This window comes from Kutzneria chonburiensis (genome assembly GCF_028622115.1).
GTDB lineage: Bacteria > Actinomycetota > Actinomycetes > Mycobacteriales > Pseudonocardiaceae > Kutzneria > Kutzneria chonburiensis.
Genome location: NZ_CP097263.1, coordinates 7,264,590 through 7,287,264, shown reverse-complemented (window position 1 = coordinate 7,287,264; position 22,675 = coordinate 7,264,590). Strand labels below are relative to the sequence as shown.

The 22,675-nt window shown below is 69.2% G+C and carries 23 protein-coding genes; 8 read left to right on the top strand and 15 right to left on the bottom strand.

The window, feature by feature from the left end:
* Positions 1 to 39 precede the first annotated feature (39 nt).
* Entirely contained in the window at positions 40 to 846 is an 807-nt protein-coding gene (locus M3Q35_RS33490; RefSeq protein ID WP_273936530.1) for an SDR family NAD(P)-dependent oxidoreductase, read from the bottom strand.
* Positions 847 to 921: 75 nt separating this feature from the next.
* Between M3Q35_RS33490 and M3Q35_RS33485 the strand changes: the two genes are divergently transcribed.
* The gene (locus tag M3Q35_RS33485) at positions 922 to 1,449 is read left to right on the top strand and encodes a TetR/AcrR family transcriptional regulator (RefSeq protein ID WP_273936529.1); all 528 of its coding nucleotides are present in this window, start codon (positions 922 to 924) and stop codon (positions 1,447 to 1,449) included.
* On the opposite strand, the gene M3Q35_RS33480 is transcribed toward M3Q35_RS33485, so the two are convergent.
* The 7 genes from M3Q35_RS33480 to M3Q35_RS33450 form a co-directional block, all read right to left on the bottom strand.
* Positions 1,446 to 2,336, bottom strand: coding sequence for an ROK family protein (locus M3Q35_RS33480; RefSeq protein WP_273936528.1), 891 nt, complete (start codon positions 2,334 to 2,336; stop codon positions 1,446 to 1,448). The genes M3Q35_RS33485 and M3Q35_RS33480 overlap by 4 nt on opposite strands.
* Before the next feature lie 12 nt (positions 2,337 to 2,348).
* Complete coding sequence (locus M3Q35_RS33475; protein WP_273936527.1) at positions 2,349 to 3,164, bottom strand: carbohydrate ABC transporter permease; 816 nt, start codon at positions 3,162 to 3,164, stop codon at positions 2,349 to 2,351.
* Complete coding sequence (locus M3Q35_RS33470) at positions 3,165 to 4,034, bottom strand: carbohydrate ABC transporter permease (protein WP_273936526.1); 870 nt, start codon at positions 4,032 to 4,034, stop codon at positions 3,165 to 3,167.
* Positions 4,031 to 5,386, bottom strand: a complete 1,356-nt coding sequence (locus M3Q35_RS33465) for an extracellular solute-binding protein (RefSeq protein WP_273936525.1) — start codon at positions 5,384 to 5,386, stop codon at positions 4,031 to 4,033. Before M3Q35_RS33465 ends, M3Q35_RS33470 begins: the two co-directional genes overlap by 4 nt.
* Before the next feature lie 123 nt (positions 5,387 to 5,509).
* Complete coding sequence (locus tag M3Q35_RS33460; RefSeq protein ID WP_273936524.1) at positions 5,510 to 6,259, bottom strand: amino acid ABC transporter ATP-binding protein; 750 nt, start codon at positions 6,257 to 6,259, stop codon at positions 5,510 to 5,512.
* Complete coding sequence (locus M3Q35_RS33455) at positions 6,256 to 7,065, bottom strand: amino acid ABC transporter permease (RefSeq protein WP_273936523.1); 810 nt, start codon at positions 7,063 to 7,065, stop codon at positions 6,256 to 6,258. The genes M3Q35_RS33460 and M3Q35_RS33455 overlap by 4 nt, the downstream gene beginning before the upstream one ends.
* A 3-nt stretch (positions 7,066 to 7,068) precedes the next feature.
* Positions 7,069 to 7,926 (bottom strand): ABC transporter substrate-binding protein, encoded by an 858-nt coding sequence (locus M3Q35_RS33450; RefSeq protein ID WP_273936522.1) that lies wholly within the window; start codon positions 7,924 to 7,926, stop codon positions 7,069 to 7,071.
* 108 nt (positions 7,927 to 8,034) lie between these two features.
* On the opposite strand from M3Q35_RS33450, the gene M3Q35_RS33445 reads away from it, so the two are divergent.
* Positions 8,035 to 9,138, top strand: coding sequence for an alpha/beta hydrolase family protein (locus M3Q35_RS33445; RefSeq protein ID WP_273936521.1), 1,104 nt, complete (start codon positions 8,035 to 8,037; stop codon positions 9,136 to 9,138).
* Here M3Q35_RS33445 and M3Q35_RS33440 read toward each other — a convergent pair.
* From M3Q35_RS33440 to M3Q35_RS33425, 4 genes are all read right to left on the bottom strand, one after another.
* Entirely contained in the window at positions 9,115 to 9,867 is a 753-nt protein-coding gene (locus tag M3Q35_RS33440) for an amino acid ABC transporter ATP-binding protein (protein ID WP_273944557.1), read from the bottom strand. The genes M3Q35_RS33445 and M3Q35_RS33440 overlap by 24 nt on opposite strands.
* A gap of 8 nt (positions 9,868 to 9,875) precedes the next feature.
* Positions 9,876 to 10,709, bottom strand: a complete 834-nt coding sequence (locus tag M3Q35_RS33435; RefSeq protein WP_273936520.1) for an amino acid ABC transporter permease — start codon at positions 10,707 to 10,709, stop codon at positions 9,876 to 9,878.
* 10 nt (positions 10,710 to 10,719) lie between these two features.
* Entirely contained in the window at positions 10,720 to 11,634 is a 915-nt protein-coding gene (locus tag M3Q35_RS33430) for an ABC transporter substrate-binding protein (RefSeq protein ID WP_273936519.1), read from the bottom strand.
* A 113-nt stretch (positions 11,635 to 11,747) separates the two neighbouring features.
* Positions 11,748 to 14,423, bottom strand: coding sequence for an MGH1-like glycoside hydrolase domain-containing protein (locus tag M3Q35_RS33425; RefSeq protein ID WP_273936518.1), 2,676 nt, complete (start codon positions 14,421 to 14,423; stop codon positions 11,748 to 11,750).
* 241 nt (positions 14,424 to 14,664) lie between these two features.
* Between M3Q35_RS33425 and M3Q35_RS33420 the strand changes: the two genes are divergently transcribed.
* Positions 14,665 to 14,934: a BrnT family toxin gene (locus M3Q35_RS33420; RefSeq protein ID WP_273936517.1), complete on the top strand. Its 270-nt coding sequence runs from the start codon at positions 14,665 to 14,667 to the stop codon at positions 14,932 to 14,934.
* A 5-nt stretch (positions 14,935 to 14,939) separates the two neighbouring features.
* Positions 14,940 to 15,326 carry a CopG family antitoxin gene (locus tag M3Q35_RS33415; RefSeq protein ID WP_273936516.1) on the top strand — a complete coding sequence of 129 codons (387 nt, stop codon included), beginning with the start codon at positions 14,940 to 14,942 and terminating at the stop codon, positions 15,324 to 15,326.
* Positions 15,327 to 15,379: 53 nt separating this feature from the next.
* Here M3Q35_RS33415 and M3Q35_RS33410 read toward each other — a convergent pair whose 3' ends face one another.
* Both M3Q35_RS33410 and M3Q35_RS33405 read right to left on the bottom strand, forming a co-directional pair.
* Positions 15,380 to 16,807: a M20/M25/M40 family metallo-hydrolase gene (locus M3Q35_RS33410; protein ID WP_273944556.1), complete on the bottom strand. Its 1,428-nt coding sequence runs from the start codon at positions 16,805 to 16,807 to the stop codon at positions 15,380 to 15,382.
* A gap of 1 nt (position 16,808) precedes the next feature.
* A complete protein-coding gene (locus tag M3Q35_RS33405) occupies positions 16,809 to 17,099 on the bottom strand; it encodes a hypothetical protein (RefSeq protein WP_273936515.1) in 291 nt (96 codons plus the stop codon).
* A gap of 404 nt (positions 17,100 to 17,503) precedes the next feature.
* On the opposite strand from M3Q35_RS33405, the gene pdhA reads away from it, so the two are divergent.
* From pdhA to M3Q35_RS33390, 3 genes are read left to right on the top strand one after another with little or no spacing between them, the layout of a single operon-like run.
* Positions 17,504 to 18,700: a pyruvate dehydrogenase (acetyl-transferring) E1 component subunit alpha gene (gene pdhA, locus M3Q35_RS33400; RefSeq protein ID WP_273936514.1), complete on the top strand. Its 1,197-nt coding sequence runs from the start codon at positions 17,504 to 17,506 to the stop codon at positions 18,698 to 18,700.
* Complete coding sequence (locus tag M3Q35_RS33395) at positions 18,700 to 19,722, top strand: alpha-ketoacid dehydrogenase subunit beta (RefSeq protein ID WP_273936513.1); 1,023 nt, start codon at positions 18,700 to 18,702, stop codon at positions 19,720 to 19,722. The genes pdhA and M3Q35_RS33395 overlap by 1 nt, the downstream gene beginning before the upstream one ends.
* A gap of 16 nt (positions 19,723 to 19,738) precedes the next feature.
* Positions 19,739 to 21,055, top strand: a complete 1,317-nt coding sequence (locus tag M3Q35_RS33390; RefSeq protein WP_273936512.1) for a dihydrolipoamide acetyltransferase family protein — start codon at positions 19,739 to 19,741, stop codon at positions 21,053 to 21,055.
* A 45-nt stretch (positions 21,056 to 21,100) separates the two neighbouring features.
* Here M3Q35_RS33390 and M3Q35_RS33385 read toward each other — a convergent pair whose 3' ends face one another.
* Positions 21,101 to 21,313 carry a S1 RNA-binding domain-containing protein gene (locus tag M3Q35_RS33385; protein WP_273936511.1) on the bottom strand — a complete coding sequence of 71 codons (213 nt, stop codon included), beginning with the start codon at positions 21,311 to 21,313 and terminating at the stop codon, positions 21,101 to 21,103.
* A gap of 202 nt (positions 21,314 to 21,515) precedes the next feature.
* Between M3Q35_RS33385 and M3Q35_RS33380 the strand changes: the two genes are divergently transcribed.
* Entirely contained in the window at positions 21,516 to 22,454 is a 939-nt protein-coding gene (locus M3Q35_RS33380; RefSeq protein ID WP_273936510.1) for a helix-turn-helix domain-containing protein, read from the top strand.
* The last annotated feature ends 221 nt before the right edge of the window (positions 22,455 to 22,675 follow it).

Genomic DNA, 22,675 nt, shown 5'->3' with positions numbered 1-22,675 from the left:
TTCCTGCACTCCGAGTGTAGGAAGGCCCCCTTCCCAACTTCAGGTCATGGGGAACAGGCGGGTCATGAAGGCGTCCCAGAGTGGGGTGGGCAGGGTTCGGTAGAGGAGCGGCATGACCCGGGCCGCCGGGCCGATCTTGTAGCGCGCCTTGGGATTGCGCGCCGTGACGGCCCGGAGCACGACCTTGGCCACGCGCTCGGGAGTGGTCATGCCCGGTGCCCCCGGCCGGGTGTAGCGTCGCATCCGCTCGTGGTGGTTGGCGCGGAACTTCTCATACGGGCCAACGGTTTCCGGCCAGGTGGCGGCCTGCGTCGCGGCGAACGCGGAGACGACGCCACCCGGCTCGAGCAGCGACACCCGCACGCCGAACCGGCGCACCTCCATCCGTAGCGCGTCGGACAGGGCTTCCAGCGACCACTTCGTCATGTCGTACGCGGCCGAGGCCGGCACCCCGATCAGGCCGCCGGCCGACCCGACGTTGACGATCACGCCCCGGCCGCGCTCCCGCATCGCCGGCAGCGCCAGCTGGCACAGCCGGATCGCGCCGAACACATTGGTCTCGAACTGGGCCCGCAGCCGGTCCAGCGACACCTCCTCGACCGGGCCGGCCTGGGCGTAGCCGGCGTTGTTGACCAGCGCGTCGAGCGGGCCGACGGTGTCGATCGCCGTCAGCCGGGACCGCTCGTCGGAGACGTCCAACTCGACCAGCCGGCAGCCCTCGGCGGCCAGGTCGGTGATGGTGTCGATGGCGCGGGCCGAGGCCCAGACCGGCAGGCCGGCGCGGGCCAGCGCGATGGCCGCGGCCCGGCCGACGCCGGTCGAGCAGCCGGTGATGAGAATGGCCATGATCCCCCCTTACTAAATGCTCAGTAAGTGCCACGGTAGGCGCTTACTGAACGTTCAGCAAGTAGACTGGACGCCGTGGCCGACACCAAGCAGCGCATCAAGGACGTGGCTCGCGAGCTGTTCGCCCGCCAGGGCTACACCGGCACGTCCATGGCCGATATCGCCGGTCGGCTGTCGATCACCCCGGCCGCGCTCTACTACCACTACCGGTCCAAGGCCGATGTGCTCGACGCGTTGCTGGCCGAGCCGCTGGCCGCTTACGCCGAGCTGGCCGAACATGCCGCGGAGCTGGCCCCGGCGGAGCTGCTGGCCGCGTTCGTCGACTTCACCGCCGACGCGCACACAGTGATCCCGGTCGTCACCGCCGACCCGGCCGTTCGCCAACTGCTCGACGAGCGGTTCCCGCGCACCCCGCCGGAGATGATGGCGTCGGTGATCACGGCGCTGGCCGGCCCGGATCCGGACCGGGCAGCGTTGATCCGGGCCAGCGCCGCGGTCGCCGTGGCCAAGGAGGCGACGGCCGCGGTACTGGTGAACCGGAGCCTGGAGTCCGACGACCGCAAGGAGATCCTTGCCGCGGCGCTGCGGGCCCTCGACGCCTAGAGCAACGCGAGCGCGGCGGCTCCGATCAGTCCGGAGTCGTCGCGCTCGGCTTTGACCACCTTCAGGTCCTTGATGAACGACAGCCCGGCGTGGATCTTCAACGTGCGCCGGACCGGGTCGAACAGCAGGTCGTCGGTCTTCGAGATGCCGCCGCCGATCACGGCCAGGTCCAGGTCGCAGATGGCCGCCGCGGCGGCGATGGACAGACCGACGGCCCGGCCGCAGCGTTCGAAGGCGGCGGCGGCGACCGAGTCGCCGGCTCGGGCGGAGGCGGCCAGCGCGATGGCGTCGGAGCCGGTCCAGCCCTGCTCACGGGCCCACCGCACCATGTTCGGCCCGCCGGCGACGGTCTCCACGCAGCCCCGGCCGCCGCAGGTGCAGGGCCAACCGTCGGGCTCGGCGACGACATGGCCGATGTGCCCGGCGTTGCCGGTCCGCCCGCCGAACGGCTTGCCGTCGAGCACGAGTCCGCCGCCGACGCCGGTGGAGACGACCATGCCGACCATGAACCGGCTGCCGCGGCCGGCGCCGAGCCAGTGCTCGCCGAGCGCGATGCACAAGCCGTCGCCGGCCAGCGAGACGGGCACGCCGGGCAGCAACGCCCGCACCCGGTCGCGCAGCGGGAAGGCCTGCCAGCCGTTGATGTTGATCGGGCTGACGGTGCCGGCCTCGGCGTCGACCGGACCGGCGGAGCCGATGCCGACGGCGCTGGGCACGGTGCCGTCCAACACCTCGGCGACGAGGTCGGCGACGGCCTGCCACGCCAGCTCGGCGTCATGGGCGGGCGTGGGGCGCACGGACCGCCGCAACACGGAGCCCTGCGCGTCGACGAGCCCGGCGGCGATCTTGGTGCCGCCCACGTCGAGCGCCAACACGTGGTCGGTCACCGGCAAACCTCCTCAGGCTTTGACTGCTCCCGCCATGCTAAAGCCGCCGCCGAGCCACCGGGACACCACCAGATACAGCGCCAGCACGGGCGTCGTGTACAGAATGGAATACGCCGCCAGCTGCCCGTACGCGACAAGCCCGTTCTGGCCGAAGAACGAGAAGATGCCCACCGAGGCCGGCATCTTGTCCGGGTCGAGCAGCAGCACGAACGGCACGAAGAAGTTGCCCCAGGCCGTGATGAACGTGAAGATGCCGACCACGGCCACGCCCGGCGCCATCAGCGGCAGCACGATCGACCGCAACGCCTGCAACGACGACGCGCCGTCCACCCAGGCCGCCTCCTCCAGGCTGACCGGGATGCCGTCCATGAAGTTCTTGCACATCCAGATGGCCATCGGAAGTGCCGTGGCGGCAAGGAAAACCGTGGTGCCCAAGAGCGAGTCCACAAGGGACAGCCGGACGAACAGGCCGTACACCGGCACCATGATCGCCGTCACCGGCAGGCCGGTGGTGAACAGGATCGTGTACAGGAACGGCCGCCGGAACCGCAGCTGGAACCGGGACAGCGGATAGGCCGCCAGCACGGCCACGATCACGGCGATGATCGCGGTGCCGCCACTGATCAACAGGCCGTTGACCAGTGGCCGGCCGCCGACCTCCCAGTTCAGGATCTGGCCGAAGTTGGCCAGGGTGAAGTCGCCGGGCACCTTCGCGGCCAGGCTGCCGTGCGTGTCGAACGATGCCGTGAGCAGCCACAGCAGCGGGGCCACGAACAGCACGGCGACGGCCAGCAGCACCAGGTTGACCACCAAGCGGGGGCCGCGCATTCAGACCTCCGCCTTCAGGCTGCGGATGTAGACGAGGGAGAACACCGCGCCGAGCACCAGCAGCACCAACGCGATCGCGGTGCCGTAGCCGATCTGCCCGAACTTGAAGGCCTGCTCGTACATCAGCAGTGGCAGGGTGCGGGTCTTGTTGTCCGGGCCGCCCGCGGTCAGCACGTAGATCAGACCGAAGACCCCGAGCGTCTGCAACGTGATCAGCATCAGGTTGGTGACCACGGTACGGCGGATCACCGGCAGCACCACATGCCAGAACCGCCGCACCGGACCGGCCCCGTCAACCTGCGCCGCCTCGACGAGATCGCTCGGCACCTCGCTCAGCGCCGCCTGGTAGACCAGCATGGAAAACGCCGTGCCCCGCCAGATGTTGGCCAGCACCACGGCCATCATCGGCGCGGTGTAGAGCCAGTTCTGGCTCAACCCGAACCAGCCGAGCACCTCGTTCAACGTGCCCTGGGCATTGAGAAACGCGTAGATGGCAAACGCCGCAACGACTTCCGGCAGCACCCAGGCCGCGACCACGACCGTGCCGACGATGCCCCGCAATAGCTTTCCTCGGTGCTGCAGGAAGACCGCGAGCAGCATGCCGAGGCTGTTCTGCCCGACCACGGCCGACAGCACCACGAAAACTACCGTCAGCCACAGCGATGCGGCCACGTCGGGACTGGTGAACGCGGTGGTGAAGTTGTCGAGGCCGACGAACTTCGGCCGCCGGGCCGCGATCCCGCTCAGCGCCGAGTTGGTGAACGACGCGTAGAAACACCACAGGATCGGGCCGGCGACGAACAGTCCCAACAGGAAGATCGACGGGGCGAGCGGCGGCAGCCACACCCCGACCCGAGGGGAGCGCCTCAACCGGTCTTCACCTTGTCCGCGCCGACCGCCTTGGACACGTCCTGGGCGAACTGCGCGGCCGCCTTGGCCGGATCGCCGCCGTTGACCACGGAATCACCGGCCACGTCCATCGCGTTCGACACCTGCGGGTACTCCTGCAGCGTCGGCCGGTACCGGGTGAACGACACCAGGCTGCTCCAGAACGGCACCGTCGGGTCCTTCTCGGCCAGCCGCGGATCGGCCTTCACGTCGTCGCGCACCGGCAGCCACGAGCAGGCCACGTCGATCGCCGCCGAGTTCTCCTTGTTCAGCGCGGTCTGGATGAACTTCATGGACGCGTCGGGGTTGCCGCTCGATGCCCCGACGGCCAGCGTCCAACCGCCGGACAGCGTGACATTGCCGGGGGCCTGCCCGTTCTGGGTCGGGAACTTGGCCGTGCCCAGGGTCTTGGTCCAGTCCGGCCACGGCGCGACGCCGCCGGCGTTCCAGTACCGGGCGTACCAGCCGCCGTCCATCATGAAGCCGATCTTGCCCTGGGACATCAGCAGCGGCATCTGGGTCTGTGCCCACTGCGTGTCCTCGGCCTGCGCCGGCGTCTGGGCCAGGTTCTCCTTCATCACGGTCTGCACGTAGCCGAGCGCATCCTCGAAGCCCTTGCTCGGCGCGACCCACTTGCCGGCCTTCTCGTCGTACAGGTCCTTGGTCGGCGTGCCGTAGAGCAGCATCTCCAGCGTCTGCATGGACATCGCCTCGGCCGCCGGCTTGCCCAGCGGCAGGTACATCGGCTGCACGCCGGGCTGTGTGGCCTTGATCTTGCGGGCCGCGTCGAGCACGTCGTTCCAGGTCTTGGGCTGCCAGTCGGTCGGCAGCCCGGCCTTCTGGAAGATGTCCTTGTTGAACCACAGGCCGCGGGTGTCGGTGCCCATCGGCACCGCGTAGGTCTTGCCGTCGGTGGCCTTGCCGGCCTGCTTGGTGGCCGGGATGAACTGGCTGTTCCAGTCCGACCACTTGGTCAGGTAGTCGTCGATGGGCAGCAGGTAGCCGGCCGCCGCGTCCGCGTTCACGTTGAAGCTGTCCTCGAACAGCACGTCCGGCGCGGTCGACGGGGACCGCTGCATCAGCTGCACCTTGGCCAGGTAGTCGCTGTCCAGACTGGACACCGGGGTGAGCTGGGCGGTGATGCCGGGATTGGCCGACTCGAACTGCTTCTTCACGTCCTTCATGAACGTGTCCATCTGCGGGAAGTCGCTGTAGTTGCGATAGACGATCTTGATCGTCCTGGCGTCGCCGGCCGAGTCCCCGCCGCCGCAGGCGGCCAGCGGCAGGGTCAGCGCGGCGACGGCCAGTCCCGCGGCGATGGTGCGTGCCCGCATGGGCGCCTCCCCTTGGTCGACTGCGACGTGGACCACAACAGGGGGCGACCGTAAATCCGGTGATCGAACAAAGTCAACGCACTGTCGCCAGTTAGGCGCTGTTCGTGACAAGAACGGACAACGTCACGGGTTGTCACCGGTCGGGTTGAGCACCCGGGCCAGGAAGGTCCGGGTTCGCTCCTGGGTCGGCGCGCCGATGACCTGCGCCGGCGGGCCCTGCTCGACCACAACGCCGCCGTCCATGAACAGGACGGTGTCGGCGACTTCCCGGGCGAACTGCATCTCGTGCGTCACCACGAGCATTGTCATGCCCTCGCCGGCCAGCGTGCGCATCACGCCCAGCACATCGCCGACCAGCTCCGGGTCCAGCGCCGAAGTCGGTTCGTCGAACAGCATCACCTGCGGGTCCATGGACAGCGCGCGGGCGATGGCCGCCCGTTGCTGCTGGCCGCCGGACAGCTGCGACGGCAGCGACCGCTCACGGCCGGCCAGCCCGACCTTCTCCAGGTTCTGCCTGGCGATGCGCTCGGCCTCGTCCCGGTTGCGGCCCAACACCTTGCGCTGCGCGATGGTCAGGTTGTCCAGCACATTGAGGTGGTTGAACAGGTTGAAGCCCTGGAACACCATGCCCAGCCGACGGCGGGCCTTGTCGATGTTCACGTCCGGGTCGGTCAGCTCGGTGCCGTCGACCACGACCTTGCCGGAATCGGGCTGCTCCAACAGGTTCACGCAGCGCAGCAGCGTCGACTTGCCCGAGCCGGACGGCCCGATGATGCAGACGACATCGCCCCGCTCGACCGTCAGGTCGATGCCGCGCAGCACCTGGAGCGAGCCGAAAGACTTGTGCAGCCCGGAAATCTCCACCACGCTCACGCCATCACCTCAAGGCCCTGCTTCGACTCGCCGCTGGTCCGCCGCTCCAGATAGCGCGACAGGTAGGACAGCGGAATGGTGATGATCAGATAGCACAGGCCGGCCACGATCAGCGGCGTCATCGACTGCACGGTGTTCATCGCGTCCCGGCCGAACTTGGTCAGCTCGTACTCCGACCCGGTAAGGCCGAGCAGGTAGATCAGCGAGGAGTCCTTGGCCAGCAGGATCAACTCGTTGGTCAGTGGCGGCAGCACGATACGGAAGGCCTGCGGGATGATGATCCACACCATCGCCCGGAACTGGGACATGCCCAGCGACCGGGCGGCCTCCATCTGCCCCTTGGGCACGGCCTGGATGCCGGCGCGGATCGTCTCGGCCATGTACGCCGCGCCGACCAGGCCCAGCGCCACCACGACCGTGCTGCCGGTGGTGAACCGGATGTTGAACGCGATCGGCACGCCGAAGCCGAAGGCCAGGAACACCAGCAGCGCCGGCACACCACGGAAGAACTCGATGTAGCCGGTGGCGATCCAGCGGTAGGGCGGCACCGAGGACAGCCGCATCAACGCCAGGATCAGGCCGAGCACCAACCCGAACGCGAAGCCCTTCACCGTGTAGAGGACGGTGTTGACCAGCGCTACCGACAACACGTCCGGGAACAGCTGACGGGCCGCGTCCAGGTCGAAGAAGCCGTGCTGGATGTCGCGCCAGTTGGCGGTGAAGGCCAGCAGCAGGACGACGACCACCAGCACGCCGTACTGCGTGCCGCGGATCGCCGTCCGGCGCTGCCGACGGGTCAAAGCCACCGGTCAGCCCTTGCTCGTGGTGGTCGGGGCGGACGAGGTCGCGTCGCCGGGCTGCCAGGACGGGCGCTTGCCGAACCACTTCTGGTACGCCTTGGCGTAGCTGCCGTCGGTGGCCGACGCCTTGATCGCGTCGTTGAGCACCTTGAGCAGGGCCGCATTGCCCTTCTTCACGCCGAAGCCGTACTGCTCGTTGGTGTTGAACTCGGCGCTGACCTGCGTGTCCGGGTTCTTCTTGGCGTAGTCGTAGAGAATGCCGTTGTCGTTGATGGACGCGTCCACCTGGCCGGTCTTGACCGCGGTCTCCAGCAGCGCCGAGTCCTCGAAGGCCACCGCGGTGATCACGCCGCCGTTCTTGGCGTTCCAGCCCTTGATGTAGGCCTCGCCGGTGGTGTCCGACTGCACGCCGACCTTCTTGCCGGCCAGCGACTCCAGCGTCTTGTAGTCGTTGCCGGTCTTGGTCAGCAGCGCCTGCGTGGCCTGGAAGTACGGGATGGTGAAGTCGAAGTTCTGCGCCCGCGTGTCGTTGATGGTGATCGCGCCGGCCACCACGTCGCACTGCTTCGAGTTCAGGTCGGCGCCGGACTTGATGCCGTCGAACGGCGTGTCCACGATCTGCTGCGGCACGTTGAGCTTCTTGGCCGCGAAGTCGACCACGTCCACGTCGAAGCCGACCACGTCGTTTCCGTCCTTGTACTGGAACGGCACGTAGGGCAGGTGCGCGCAGGTCAGCAGCTTGCCCGACTGGACGAGCGAAACGCCGTCCGTGCCGGGGGCGGAGCTGGTCGTCGACTCGACGCACCCGCCGGCGACCAGCGCGACGGCGACCGCCGGGATCACGGTCCACACTTTCAGGCGGGTCACTGGGCTCTCCCTCGTCCGGAGTACTAGGTGATCGGCATCCTGCCACCGGACGGGCCCGCTGCCCACTTGACCGGACGGACGACCATCATTCGGAATACGGTTCCGGGTATGAGGGGAACAGCGATACTCGCCGCGGTCGGCCTGCTACTGGGCGGCGCGGCCACGGCCCAGGCGGCCCCGGCCGCCGTGGCGCACGAGCAGTTCACGTTCCAGTTCGGCGACTTCACCGGGGGCGGCCAGCTGGACTATCCGACCAATGTCCAGCACGCGCCGGTGGTGGTGTTGATCCCGGGTTCCGGGCCGGAGAACCGGGACGCCAACGTCCTGGGCAAGTCGCACATCTTCGCCGACATCTCCGACGCCCTGACCGCCCGCGGCTTCGCCGTCATGCGCTACGACAAGCGGTACGTCCACCCGGACGGCACCGCCGACTACCAGAGCTTCTACTCCAAGCTCGACCTGCCGAAGATGCTCGACGACGCCGGTCAGGTGCTGGCCGCGGCCGAGGCTTCGCCGCACGTCGATCCGCACCAGGTGTTCCTGTACGGCTGGAGCGAGGGCAGCACCGTCGCCGCCGCACTGGCCACCAAGCACCCGGAGCTGGCCGGCGTCGCGTTCCAGGGTCCGGTGGCCCAGGACTGGCGGAGCCTGTTCACCGACCAGGCCACCCGCGTCGCCCAGCCGTACCTGAAGACCTTCGGCCAGGTCCTGGGGCCGGACGACCTGAAGCGGGCGGTCAAGGGCGGCGGTGGCCTCGTCGCCACCGAGTACATCGGCTTCGTGGCGCCGGGCTCGTACAACGGGACCGACTACACCGTCAGCCCGACGTTCGACGCCAACGGCGACGGCAAGCTGGACGTGGACACGGAGTTCCTGCCCGGGCTCGAGAAGACGTTCGACACCGCCTTCCAGCCGGGCAACCCGTTCAACATCTACGGTCCGGACCGGGCCCTGCCGTCGGTGCTGGACCAGGCCAAGGCCCTGCGCAGGTTCCCGACGCTGATCCTGCAGGGCGGGCGGGACGCCAACGTGCCGCCGGCGGGGGCGTTCAAGCTGAACGCCGCCCTGCACGGCTCGTTGCGCTTCTACCCGGCCCTCGGCCACTCGCTCGGCCGGACCCCGTCGCTGTTCGCCGACGACTTCCAGCCCATCGACCAGCGCCCGCTGACCGACCTGGCCTGCTGGCTTTCAGAGCACCTTCGCCAGAAATGACCTGGTCCGCTCGTGCTGCGGGTTGGCGATCACCTCGCGGGGCGAGCCCTGCTCGACCACGACACCGCCGTCCATGAACACGAGCGAGTCGCCGACCTCGCGCGCGAAACCCATCTCGTGCGTGACCACGACCATGGTCATGCCGTCGGCGGCGAGCTGGCGCATCACCGCCAGCACGTCGCCGACGAGCTCCGGGTCCAGCGCCGAGGTCGGCTCGTCGAACAGCATCAGCTTGGGCCGCATGGCCAGCGCCCGCGCGATCGCCACCCGCTGCTGCTGGCCGCCGGAGAGCTGGCCCGGATAGGACGCCGTCTTGTCGGCCAGCCCGACCTCGGTCAGCAGCCGGACGGCGTTCTCCCTGGCCTGCGCCCGCGGCTCGCCCTTGACCTGGACCGGCGCCTCCATCACGTTCTCCACCGCGGTCATGTGCGGGAACAGGTTGAAGCGCTGGAACACCATGCCGATCTCACGGCGCTTGCGGGCGACCTCCTTGTCGTGCAGCTCGTAGAGCTTGTCGCCCTTCTGCCGGTAGCCGACCAGCTCGCCGTCCACCCACAGCCGGCCCGCGTTGATCTTCTCGAGGTGGTTCATGCAGCGCAGCAGCGTGGACTTGCCCGAGCCGGACGGCCCGATCACGCACATCACCTCGCCCGGCCGGACCTCGAGGTCGATGCCCTTGAGCACCTCGGTCCGCCCGAAGCTCTTGTGCACGCCCTCGGCCTTGACCATCAGATCGGTCACCGGTTCACCGTCCCCCGGGCGAAGTGACGCTCGATGAAGCCCTGGATGAAGGTCAGGATCGAGGTCAGCAGCAGGTACCAGATCGCCGCCACGATGAGCAGCGGGATGGTCTGGAAGTTGCGGCTGTAGATCTGCTGCACCGCCGTCATCAGCTCGAAGTAGGCGATCACGATCACCAGCGAGGTCGTCTTCAGCATGGAGATCGTCTCGTTGCCGGTCGGCGGGATGATCACCCGCATGGCCTGCGGCAACACGATCCGCCGGAGGATCTTGGCCCGGCTCATGCCCAGCGCCTCGGCCGCCTCGGTCTGGCCGTGGTCGACCGACAGGATGCCGCCGCGCACGATCTCGGCCATGTAGGCCGCCTCGTTCAGGCCCAGCCCGAGCAGGGCCGCGGTGAACGGGGCGATCAGCGAGTTGGTGTCCACGCTCAGGAACGTCGGCCCGAACGGGATGCCCAGCCCCAGCCGGGGATACAGCGCCGCGAGGAAGAACCAGAACAGCAGCTGGGTGATCACCGGCGTGCCGCGGAACAGCCAGATGTAGGCCGCGGCCGTCCACGACAGCAGGGGATTGGCCGACAGCCGCATCACCGCCAGCAGGATGCCGCCGACGATGCCGATGAGCATCGCCAGCGCGGTGAGGATCAGCGTGTTCTTCAGGCCGTTGAGCACGCTGGACGTGGTCAGGTACTTGCCGACGACGTCCCAGTGGAAGTTCTCGTTGGTGACCAGGCTGTGCGCCAGCATCGCGGCCAGCACCAGGATGACCGCGCCGGCCAGCCACCGACCGGGGTGGCGGACCGGCACGGCCTTGATCGGGTTCGACACTGCGGTGGCCTCAGCTGGAGGTCTGCGGGTTCAGCTCGGACTTGGTCACCGCGCCGGCGCCGACGCCCCACTTGTCGAGGATCTTCTTGTACGTGCCGTCGTCGATCAGCGCCTGGATCGCGCCCTGCACCGCCTTGGCCAGCTCGCCCTTGTTCTTGGCCACACCGACGCCGTACGGGGCGTTGGCGTAGGACTTGCCGACCTTCTCCAGCTGCCCGTTGGTCTGCTTGATCGCGTAGTCCACCACCGGCGAGTCGGCCAGCATGGCCTCGGCCCGCTTGGAGGTCAGCGCCAGCGTCACGTCGGTCTGGGCCTGGAACTCGGAGATGGTGATGGCCAGCTTGCCGTCCGAGGTGCACTTGGCCGAGCGGGCCGCCAGGTCGTCGGCCTGCGTGGTGCCCTTCTGCGCCGACACGGTGTGCCCGCACAGGGTGTCCAGGGTCAGGCCGGCCGGGTTGCCCTTGAGCACGGCCATCGAGGTGCCGGCGGTGAAGTAGCTGACCATGTCCACGGTCTGCAGCCGCTCGGTGTTGATGCTGAACGAGGACATCGCCAGCTCGAACTTGCCGGCGGAAAGACCGGCCAGGATGCCGTCGAAGCTGGCCGCCTGGAAGTCGGCGGTCAGGCCCAGCTCCTTGGCGACCGCGTCGCCGAGGTCGATGTCCATGCCGACGGTCTTGTTGTTGTCGTCGACGAACTCGCTGGGCGCGTACGTGGTGTCGGTGCCGATGGTCAACTTGCCGTCCTTGGCCACGTCCGCCGGCACCATCGCGGCCAGTGTGGCGTTCTTGCCCGGACCGGACACGGCCGTGGTCGTGGTGCCGGCACTGCCGGTGTCACCACTGCCGTTGCCGGCCGCGCCGCATCCGGCGGCGAGCAGCAGGACGACGGGCAGGGCCAGCACGGCTCTTGCGGATCTGGACAACGCGGCCTCCGCTCACTGTCGGTTTTGCCGCATCCTGTCACCCGAACGTTTCAGTTCATAGGGGCCCAATGGTTACGTTTTGTCACGGCCGTGTCCGCCAAGTGGCGGAAAAGTCACCCAGCGTCATGGTTCGGCGTCGCCAACAGTCGCGCCACCAGCGCCGTCCAGCCCGTTTGATGGGTCGCGCCCAGGCCCTCCCCGGTGTCGCCGTCGAAGTACTCGCTGAACGTGATGTGCGGTCGCCACAGGGGTGAATGTGTGGCCTCGACCCGCTTGCCGTCGCACGGGCGGGTGCCGTCGGCCGAAGGCAGGAAGATGCTGACCAGCCGGCGGGCCAGCTCGTCGGCGGCCTGGCCGGCGGTGACCGCCTGCCCGGAGCCGGTCGGCAGGTCGACGTGGAACTGGCCGTCGTGGAAGTCGTCCACCTGGCGCAGCGCCTCGACCAGCAGCGCGTTGGTCGGGAACCAGATCGGCCCGCGCCAGTTGGAGTTGCCGCCGAACATCGGCGTCATCGACTCGCCCGGCTCGTAGCCGATCATGTGCGCCTGGCCGGCGAACTCCACGTCCAGTCCGTCCCGGTGTGCCGCGGACAGCGAGCGGATGCCGTGCGGGGACAGGAACTCCTGCTCGTCGAACATGCGGCTGAGCACCCGGCTCAGCTTCTCGGCGTCCAGCAGGGCCAGGTTGGCCCGGCGCTCGCCGCCGACCTGCTGCCAGGTGATGAACTGGGCGAACTCGGGCTGCTTGCGCAGCAGGTAGTCCAGCCGGCTGGTGAAGCCGGGCAGCTCGGCGAACACCCACGGCTCCAGCACCGCCTGGGCCAGCACCGGCATCAGGCCGACCATGGACCGCACCCGGACCGGCTCCGACTCCAGGGTTCCGTCCTCCCGCTGCCGCGACACCAGGTCGTAGCAGAAGCCGTCCTCCTCGTCCCACAGCCCGCGGGTGGTGGAGCCGAAGTTGTTGAAGGCCCTGGCGATGTAGAGGAAGTGCTCGACGAACTTGGTCGCCACGTCCTCGTAGGACTCGTCCTCGCGGGCCAGCTCCAGCGCGATCTGCAACAGGTGCAGGCTGAACGCGGCCATCCAGGACGTGGCGTCGGACTGCTCCAGCCGCCATTCGCCCAGCATCGGCGCCGACCGGTTGACCGGGCCGATGTTGTCCATGCCGAGGAAGCCGCCCTCGAACAGGTCGCTGCCGTCGGCGTCCTTGCGGTTGACCCACCAGGAGAAGTTCAGCAGCAGCTTGTGGAACACCTTGGACAGGAACTTGCGGTCCGGCACCGCCTCGGCCCGGTAGACCTGGAGCGCCGCCCAGGCGTGGACCGGCGGGTTGGCGTCACCGAAGTCCCACTCGTAGGCCGGCAGCTGGCCGTTGGGATGCATCATCCACTCGCGACACAGCAGGAGCAGCTGCTCCTTGGCGAAGGCCGGGTCGACCAGCGCGAACGGCACCGCCTGGAAGGCCAGGTCCCAGGCCGCGAACCAGGGGTACTCCCACTCGTCCGGCATGGAGATCACGTCGGCCACGTCGAAGTGCCGCCAGTGCACGTTGCGGCCGCCGACGCCGCGGCGCAGGTCCGGTGCCGGTGGCTGGGCCGGGTCACCGGCCAGCCAGTCCCGCACCTTGAACCGGTAGTGCTGCTTCGTCCACATGAGACCGGCCAGCGAGCGCCGCAGCACCTGCTTGCGGTCGTCGTCCAGCTCCGGCGCGAGGCTCTCGTGGTACTCGTCGGCCTCGCGTTTGCGGTCCAGCATCGCGGAGTGGAAGGTCGTGCCGAACGGGTCGACGTGGCCGTCACCGGCGATCAGCCGCAGTCGGATGGTCACCGTCTCGCCCGGGGCCACCGCGTCGAAGCGGTACCAGGCCGCCGCTTTCGTGCCCGGCCGGGACGCGCTGCCGTCCTGGATCACCTGGCAGCTGCCGGTCGCGCCGCGGACCACGTGCGCGTCGATGCCGCACTTCGTGTACCGGGTCTCGTTGGCCGGGCTGCCGAACAGCTCCACCTCGTTGGTCTCGTTGTCCGTGACCAGCAGCGTCGGCGCGCCGTCCAGGTGCAGCGTGTAGCGGCCCAGGGAGGAGTGCTCTGTCACCACCGCGCACCGGCCATGCACCCTGGTCGCCTCCAGCGCCGGTTGGCGGGCGTCGCGGCCCCAGGCCCAAGTGTTGCGAAACCACAACTGCGGCAACAGATGCAGCGGCGCCGCATCCGGTCCGTGGTTTGTCGCCGCGATTTCAACGCAGATGTCGTGCGGGCCCGCCTTGGCGTACGTCGTCACCACGTCGAAGAAGCGGTCCTCCGCCAGCACCCCCGTGTCCGCCAGCTCCGGCTCCCTGCCCTGCCGGCCCGCGGCCTTCGCCATCTCACGCAGTTGTTGGTACGGGTACTCCGCCTGCGGGTAGCGGTAGAGCACGCTCATCCAGGAGTGCGTCGGCGTGCCGTCCTGGATCCACCAGTGCTCTTTGACGTCCTCACCGTGGTTGCCTTCCTGGTTGGCCAGGCCGAACCACCGTTCCTTGAGGATCGGGTCCTTGCCGTTCCACAGCGCCAGCGCCAGATTGAGGAAGCCGTGCCGGTCGCAGATGCCCGAGATGCCGTCTTCGCCCCACCGGTAGGCCCTCGACCGCGCGTGATCGAACGGAAAGAACGACCAGGCGTCCCCGCTCGCCGAGTAGTCCTCGCGAACCGTGCCCCACTGCCGACCGGACAGATAGGGACCCCAGTGCCGCCAGGGGCTGTCCATCTCGCCCGACTCGGCCAGCCGCGCCCACTCGTTCTGCTCGCTCACCCCTCCAGTGTGGAGCACATCGACCGGCATCCGGCAGGACGTCCTCGCCGGTCTGCCGCCGGTCACGTCAAGATGCCCCGCCCGTGCCCGAAAATCCCGTTCTACCTGTGCATCCACCGGCCGCGGGCTACGTCAAGTCCGGTGTGGGCGGCCGGTTCGGCGATAGGTCCGGGGTGGGCTCTGCGGCGCTCGTGCGCACGTCCCGAGTGCAAGCGCATTGCGTTTGCATTACACTGGTGCGGTGTTCTGGGAGGTCAAGGAGAGCGAATGGTCGGTCGAACACATCGCACGGCACGGCGTGACGCTGGACGAAGTGCGGGAAGCGATCCTGGAGCGGCCTTACTGGAGCACACCGGGTAAGAACGGCTCGGTATTGATCTACGGTCAGACCTACGCGGGACGCCACCTCCTCGTGGTGGCGGTGGCCGAACCTGATGGGCGCGCCTTCGTGGTGACGGCCAGGAACATGACAGACCGCGAGAAGATGGTGTATCGGAGCAGGGCGAGGTGAGGGCCATGACGAAGCGGGAGGAGCTTCCCCGTTCAGCCGAGGAGCTCGCGGAGCTGGCTGATTACTACGACAACAACGACACGTCTGGCGAGATGGACGCGGGCGAGTGGGTCGATCCCCGGCCGATGGTGACGACGTCGCTACGGCTGCCGGATGCCATGGTCGCGGCGCTGAAGGAGGAGGCCCGACGTCGGGGCATCCGCTACACCGCGCTGGTGCGGGAGGTGCTGGAGTCCCACCTGGCAGCTCCGCGGCCTGTGGTCGATGTTTTCCATATCGAGGCGCGGTTGGACCATCTGACCGTGCTCGTGGAGAGGCTGGCCGAGCACGTGACGCACGCAGAGCCCCAGCACGAAGTCGGCGCCCGCGAGCCGCAGCGCAGCGCTGGCTGACGACCCGGGACGAATCGCGGGTGCCGGCGGCCCGGCACCCGCGAGTCAGGTCGTCAGTGCCGGGCGTGCGCGTCGAGCACCTTGGCGATGGCCGCGGTGATCTTCTTGGCGTAGTCGATGTGCAGGGACTCGTCCGGCACGTGGGCGTTGCTGCCCGGGCCGAGCGCGCCGGTGGCGAGGAACTGCGCCTCGGGGTAGATGCCGTTGAGCAGCCCCATGAACGGGATGGAGCCGCCGACGCCGAGGGTGCGCCACGGGCCGCCGAAGACCTCCTGGCCGGCGTCGTCCAACGCGGCACGCAGCCACGGGGCGAGCTCGGGGGCGTTCCAGCCGTCGGCGTGCTCGAGACGGGTGAGCTCGACGTGGGCGCCGTAGGGGACGTCGGTGGTGAGGACCTTGGTGACGGCGTCCATGGCGGCGGCGGAGTCGGCGGTGGGCGGCAGCCGGAAGCTCAGCACGAGCGTGGTGAACGGCCGCAGCACGTTGCCGGCGTCGGCCGGCAGCGGCAGCCCGTCGGCGCCGATGATCGACAGCGTCGGGCCCCAGGTGTTGTTCAGGACCTGCTCGACCTCGTCCGCGGTGACGGCCGCGACGCCGTCGGCGAAGGGAATGCCGGCGCTGGCGAAACCGGGCGCGGTGTCGACGCTCTCGCGGATCTCGCCCTGCCGCCCGGCCGGCACGTCCACGTGCATCTCGGCGATCTTGATTCGCCCGGTGGCGGAGTCCTCGATACGGTCGAGCAGCTGCCGCAGCACCCGGAACGAGCTGGGCACGATGCCGCTGACCATGCCGGAGTGCTGCCCGAACTCCAGCACCTTGACGGTGGCGGTCACCTGCACCATGCCGCGCAGCGTGGTGGTCAGCCACATCCGCTCGTAGTCGGCGGCCCCGGAGTCGAGGCACACCACGAGGGTGATCCGGCCGAGCCGGTCGGCCAGGTGCCGGACGTACGCCTCCAGATCGGGGCTGCCGGACTCCTCACAGGCCTCGAGCATGATCACGCAGCGGCCGTGCGCGCCGCCGTTGCCCCGCAACGCCTCGATAGCAGCGATAGCGGCATAGCCGGCATAACCGTCGTCGGCCGCGCCGCGACCGAACAGCCGGCCGTCACGGATGACGGGCGTCCACGCGTCGAGGCCGTCGGCCCAGCCGCCGACCGGCGGCTGCTTGTCCAGGTGGCCGTAGAGCAGCGCGGTGCCGGCATCCTCATGACCGGGCATGGCGGGAATGTCGACCAGCAGCAGCGGGGTGCGCTCGGGCAGCTGGACGATCTCGAGCTCGACGCCGGGCAGGTCGCGGTCGGCGATCCAGTCCCTGACGTGCGCGACACCGGCGGCGAGGTGGCCGTTGGCGGCCCACGCCGGGTCGAAAGCCGGCGAAACGGCCGGGATCGCGACGAACTCGGACAGGCTGGGCAGGACGGCGTCGTCCCACAGCCCACTGACGGTGTTGAACAGTGCTGTTGGCTCCACCCGGCCGATCCTAGGAGGCGGAGCGGCCGATCGGCTCGGAGTGGCGGCGGCCGGTGCTCGGCCCGTGCGGCATGACCCGCACCTCGTAGGTCTCGCACTCGTGGCAGCCCGAGCACACGCACTTGCGGCGCTCCAGCGTGGCCGAGTCGGTCTGCGTCACCGCGATCGTGGTGTAGCTGTGCTCGCCGACCTGGCAGCCGCACTCGGTGACGGCGGAGATCAGCGTGGTCGGGAAGTCGCGCTTCTGGAACGGGTACTCGTTCCCGTCGATGAGACGGGTGAGCTTGGTGATGATCGGCATTGGCGGGCCCTTCGGCAGGTCTGGCTGCGCGGGTTGCACCCCTCGCACTCGCCGGCTGCCTCCCCAGGTCCCGACGATTCCCCCAAGATCACTATAGCGAGCCCGCCCGACACGGTGTGCGACGAGTACTGGGCCGGTGTCGCCGGGTACTGCGGCACCCGGGCCGGTTAGCCTGGTCGCGTCCAGTGTTTCCGCAGTTCACAGTGGTGTAGGTGGTCACGCTTGGTTGACGTTGGTGTGGTGACGCTCACCGGTTCGAGTGAGCGCATGTCAGGATGGGAGAGAGTTCCGTCAGTGTCGACGGACCACCGTCTCACCCCACCGGGTCGGCGGTGGCCGGCGACGAAGCCGGATCCGGTCCGCCACAAGCGGCCGGTCGGCGTCGTAGACGAGGAGAAGGCGCAATGTCGTCCCCAGAACGATGGTCGCGACCGCAGCCGTCGGGAGCCCCAGCCGCCACCGCGGCCAGCCCTACGGCGGAGCAGGTGATCGCCGGCTTGCGGGCCACCAGCGAAGGCGGGCCGGAGCTGGTCCAGCTGCTCACCCCCGAGGGTGAGCGCGTCGACCACCCGGACTTCCACATCGACATCACGCCCGACGAGCTGCGCGACCTGTACCGGGACATGGTCCTGGTCCGCCGCGCCGACCGCGAGGCGAACGCCCTGCAACGCCAGGGCCAGCTGGGCCTGTGGGTGCCGCTGCTGGGCCAGGAGGCCGCGCAGATCGGCGCCGGCCGGGCGCTGCGGCCCACCGACATGGCCTTCCCCAGCTACCGAGAGCACGGCGTGGCCTGGTGCCGCGGCGTGCACCCGAAAGAGATCGTCGGCATGTTCCGCGGCGTCGACCACGGCGCGTGGGACCCGGTGGACCGGCGTTTCCACCCGTACACGATCGTCATCGGCAACCAGTGCCTGAACGCGGCCGGCTACGCCATGGGCCAGCGTTTCGACGGCAAGGTCGGCGACGACAACGGGGAAGCCACCATGGTCTTCTTCGGTGACGGCGCGACCAGCCAGGGCGACGTGCACGAGGCCTTCGTGTGGGCCTCGGTCTACGACGCGCCGCTGGTGTTCTTCTGCCAGAACAACCAGTGGGCCATCTCCGAGCCGACCGAGCGGCAGAGCCGGCTCCCGCTGTACCAGCGGGCCCGCGGCTACGGCTTCCCCGGCATCCGGGTCGACGGCAACGACGTGCTGGCCACGCTGGCGGTCGCCCGCTGGGCGCTGGACGAGTGCCGGCACGGCAACGGCCCGGTGTTGATCGAGGCCTTCACGTACCGGATGGACTCGCACACCACCTCCGACGACGCCACCCGCTACCGGCTGTCCCAAGAGGTCGAGGAGTGGAAGCTGAAGGACCCGATCGAACGGGTCAAGGCCCACCTGAGCCGCAACGGCTTCGCCGACCACGACTTCTTCGACGGCGTGCAGGCCGAGGCCGACGAGCTGGCGGCGGTGCTGCGCGAGCACTGCGTCAACTTGCCGGAGCCCCCGCCGGGCCGGATGTTCGACAACGTCTACGCCGAGCCCAGCGCCACGCTGGAGGCGCAGCGCAACGAGTACGAGACCTACCTCGCCGGGTTCGCCGGAGGTGAGCACTGATGGCCGCGCCGACCATGGACCGCTCGACCGACACGCCGTCGGCCAAGCCGCAGACGATCACCATGATCAAGGGCCTCAACCAGGCCCTGCGCACCGAGATGGAGCGCGACCCCAAGGTCATCGTGATGGGTGAGGACGTCGGCAAGCTCGGCGGCGTCTTCCGCGTCACCGACGGCCTCCAGAAGGACTTCGGCGAGCAGCGCGTGCTGGACACGCCGCTGTCCGAGTCCGGCATCATCGGCACCGCGATCGGCCTGGCCATCCGCGGCTACCGGCCGATCTGCGAGATCCAGTTCGACGGCTTCATCTTCCCCGGCTTCGACCAGATCGTCAGCCAGCTGGCCAAGCTGCACTACCGGACCCAGGGCCGGATCAAGCTGCCGATCGTGGTGCGGGTGCCCTTCGGCGGCGGTATCGGCGCGGTCGAGCACCACTCCGAGTCGCCGGAGTCGTACTTCGCGCACACCGCCGGCCTGAAGGTGGTGGCCTGCTCCAACCCGGTCGACGCGTACTGGATGCTGCGCCAGGCCATCGAGTGCGACGACCCGGTGCTGTTCTTCGAGCCCAAGCGCCGCTACCACGAGAAGGCCGAGCTCGACCTGTCCGTCGCCCCGCAGCCGCTGTTCAGCTCGCGGGTGCTGCGCAAGGGGTCCACCGCGACCATCGCGACGTACGGGCCGATGGTCCGTACCAGCATGGACGCGGCGACCGCCGGCGCCGAGGACGGTCTCGACCTCGAGGTCATCGACCTGCGCTCGCTGTCCCCGCTCGACCTCGGCCCGGTCTACGAGTCGGTGCGGCGCACCGGCCGGCTGATCGTGGTCAGCGAGGCGCCGAGCGAGTCGTCGATCGCCGGCGAGATCGCCGCCAAGGTCCAGCAGGAGTGCTTCTACTCGCTGGAGGCGCCCGTGCTCCGGGTGACCGGCTTCGACACCCCGTACCCGCCGGCCAAGTTGGAGGAGAACTTCCTGCCCGACCTTGACCGGGTGCTGGCCGCCGTCGACCGCTCGCTCGCCTGGTAAGGGGGATCTCGCAGCCATGCCGCAGTTCAAGCACTTCCCCCTGCCCGACGTGGGCGAGGGGCTGGTCGAGGCGGAGATCCTCACCTGGCACGTCAAGCCGGGCGACACGGTCACCGTCAACCAGATCATCGTGGAGATCGAGACGGCCAAGGCCGCGGTCGAGCTGCCGTGCCCGTTCGCGGGCGTGGTGACCGAGCTGCTGGCCGAGCCGGGCAAGACGGTCGACGTCGGCACGCCGATCATCGTCATCGACGTGGATCCGAACGGGGAGGCCGCGCCGGTCAACGGCTCGGTCGAGCCGGAGCGGGTGCCCAACCTGGTCGGCTACGGCGTCAAGGCGGTCACCGCCAAGCGCCGGGCCCGGGTCGGCGCCCCGGCGGCCGTGCCCGCGTCGGCCGCTGTTTCGGCGGCCGTTGCCCCGGTGACGGTGGTGCCGACGCCGCCGGTCCTCGAGCCCGAACCCGTTGCGGCCGGCGGTTATGTGCCGCTGGCCAAGCCGCCGGTGCGCAAGCTGGCCAAGGACCTCGGCATCGACCTCGCCGGTTTGGCCGGGAGCGGTCCCGGTGGCGTGATCACCCGTGAGGACGTGGAGCAGGCCGTCGCGCCGGCGGCGGCCCCGGTTGCCGTCGCCTCGCGGGGCGAGCGCCGGGTGCCGATCAAGGGCGTGCGCAAGGCAACCGCGCAGGCCATGGTCGAGAGCGCCTTCAAGGCCCCGCATGTCACGGAGTTCCTGACCGTCGACGTGACGCCGATGATGGAGCTGCGGGCCAAGCTCAAGGACAGCGCCGAATTCCGCGGCGTCAAGCTCACCCCGCTCGTGTTCGCGGCCAAGGCCATGTGCCTCGCCGTGCGCCGCACGCCGGACGTGAACGCGACCTGGGACGAGGCCGCCAACGAGATCGTCTACAAGGACTACGTGCACCTCGGCGTCGCCGCCGCCACGCCGCGGGGCCTGGTCGTTCCCAAGGTCCGTGACGCCGATCAGCTGTCGTTGCGTGGTCTGGCCGAGGCGTTGGAGCAGCTCACCGTGACCGCGCGGGACGGCAAGACCACGCCTGCGGACATGCTGAACGGCACCATCACCATCACCAACGTCGGCGTGTTCGGCGTGGACACCGGCACGCCGATCATCAACCCCGGTGAGTCGGCGATCCTGGCCTTCGGAGCCATCCGCGACATGCCGTGGGTGGTCGACGGCCAGGTCGTGCCGCGCAAGGTGTGCCAGCTGGCGTTGAGCTTCGACCACCGGGTGGTCGACGGCCAGCAGGGCTCGCAGTACCTGGCCGACGTGGGCGCGCTGCTGGCCGACCCGGCCGTGGCGATCACCTACTGAGGACACCGGCAGGGGCGGCCGTAATCCGCCCCTGCCGGCCCTGCCTTACTCCATCTCCAGGCTGAACCGCTGGCCCGCGTCATCGATGGCCAGGATGCGCACGCGCACCGGCTGCCCGTCGCTGAGGGTCTTGACCTGCGGCAGCAGGCCGTCGAAGCCGCTGACGCGGATGAACGCGCCGAACGGCAGCACCTTGCTCACCGTGCCGTCGACGACGTCACCGACCGCGTGCGCGCCAAGGAATTCGTTCCAGGACATTCGCTACTCACCTCCTCTCCACCGCGCTTGTCCTCTGTGGACATCAGTGCGCGTGGAGGCGGGCCACGGGCCCGCGAGGCGGTCAAACCGTGGCCGGGAAACCGATCCGCTGATGGCTCAAGGCCGACCCGGCAGTCACGGAGGCGAGCCTAGCCGTAAATGCGTTGACCCTCCAGTAGGTGGAGACTTCACCGTTGTGGGCGTGAACGGGGACGAGTTGTACGGGATCGGGGAATTGGCCAGGCTGACCGGCCTGTCCGTGCGGACCATCCGCTTCTACTCCGACTCCGGGCTGCTGCCCCCGACCGAACGCACCCACGCCGGCTACCGGATGTACGACATCCACGCGCTGACACGGCTCAAGTTCGTTCGCACGCTGCGTGAGCTCGGTGTCGACCTGCCGACCGTGAACCGGGTGCTCTCCCGTGAGGTGAGCATTCCGGAGTTGGCCGCGGAGCACGCCGAGGCACTCGACGTCCAGATCCGGACGTTGCGGCTGCGACGGTCCGTGCTGCGTGCCGTGGCCAAGCGGGGGTCGAGCCCTAGGGAGCTGGAGATGGTGCACGAGTTGGCCAGGATGACCGAGGAGGAGCGGCAGGCGATCCTCGACGACTTCTGGCGGGAGGTGGACGAGGGGCTGCCCGCCACCGAGAACGCCGCGTGGATGCGGCGGGTCCGGGCCGAGCTGCCCGACGATCCCACTCCCGCGCAGGTAGAGGCGTGGATCGAGTTCGTCGAGCTGGTGCGGGACCCCGGCTTCCGGGCCAAGATCCGCACCATGGCCGTGGAGAACGCGCGGATGGTCGCCGACGGCACCGCCAACCCGCTGTCCGACGCCTACCACGTCGCCATGGAGCAGGCCCTTACCAAGGTCACCGAAGCCATGGCCGCCGGCTTCACCCCCGACTCCGACACCGGTCGCCGCATCGTCCTCGAGATGAACGCCTCCGTCGCCGCCGCCCTCGGCCGCCCCGCCGACCCCGACTTCGACGCGTGGCTCGTCCGACTGAACGACACCTTCGGCGACGACCGGGCCGAGCGCTACTGGAATCTGCTCGGCACCATCAACGGCTGGGCCGAGTACCCCAGCCCCAAACCGGCCCGCGACTGGCTCACCGAGGCCACCCGCGCCGCCCGATAGCCCGGTGCCGCCGACTCCGCATTCGCCGGGTCGGCGGCCCCGCTCACCCCTCCCGACCAGTCCATTCCCACCTGTCCACACCCCACTACTTATCCACAGGCAGCCCCATTGCAAGATCGACAACGGGCTCGCGGCGGTAGGATGGCTTCGGGGCGGCCACCCCGGGAGTGGTGGGGGATGTTTCCAGCGCTACTGAACGCGGCGAGTTCGGGCAGAATCGG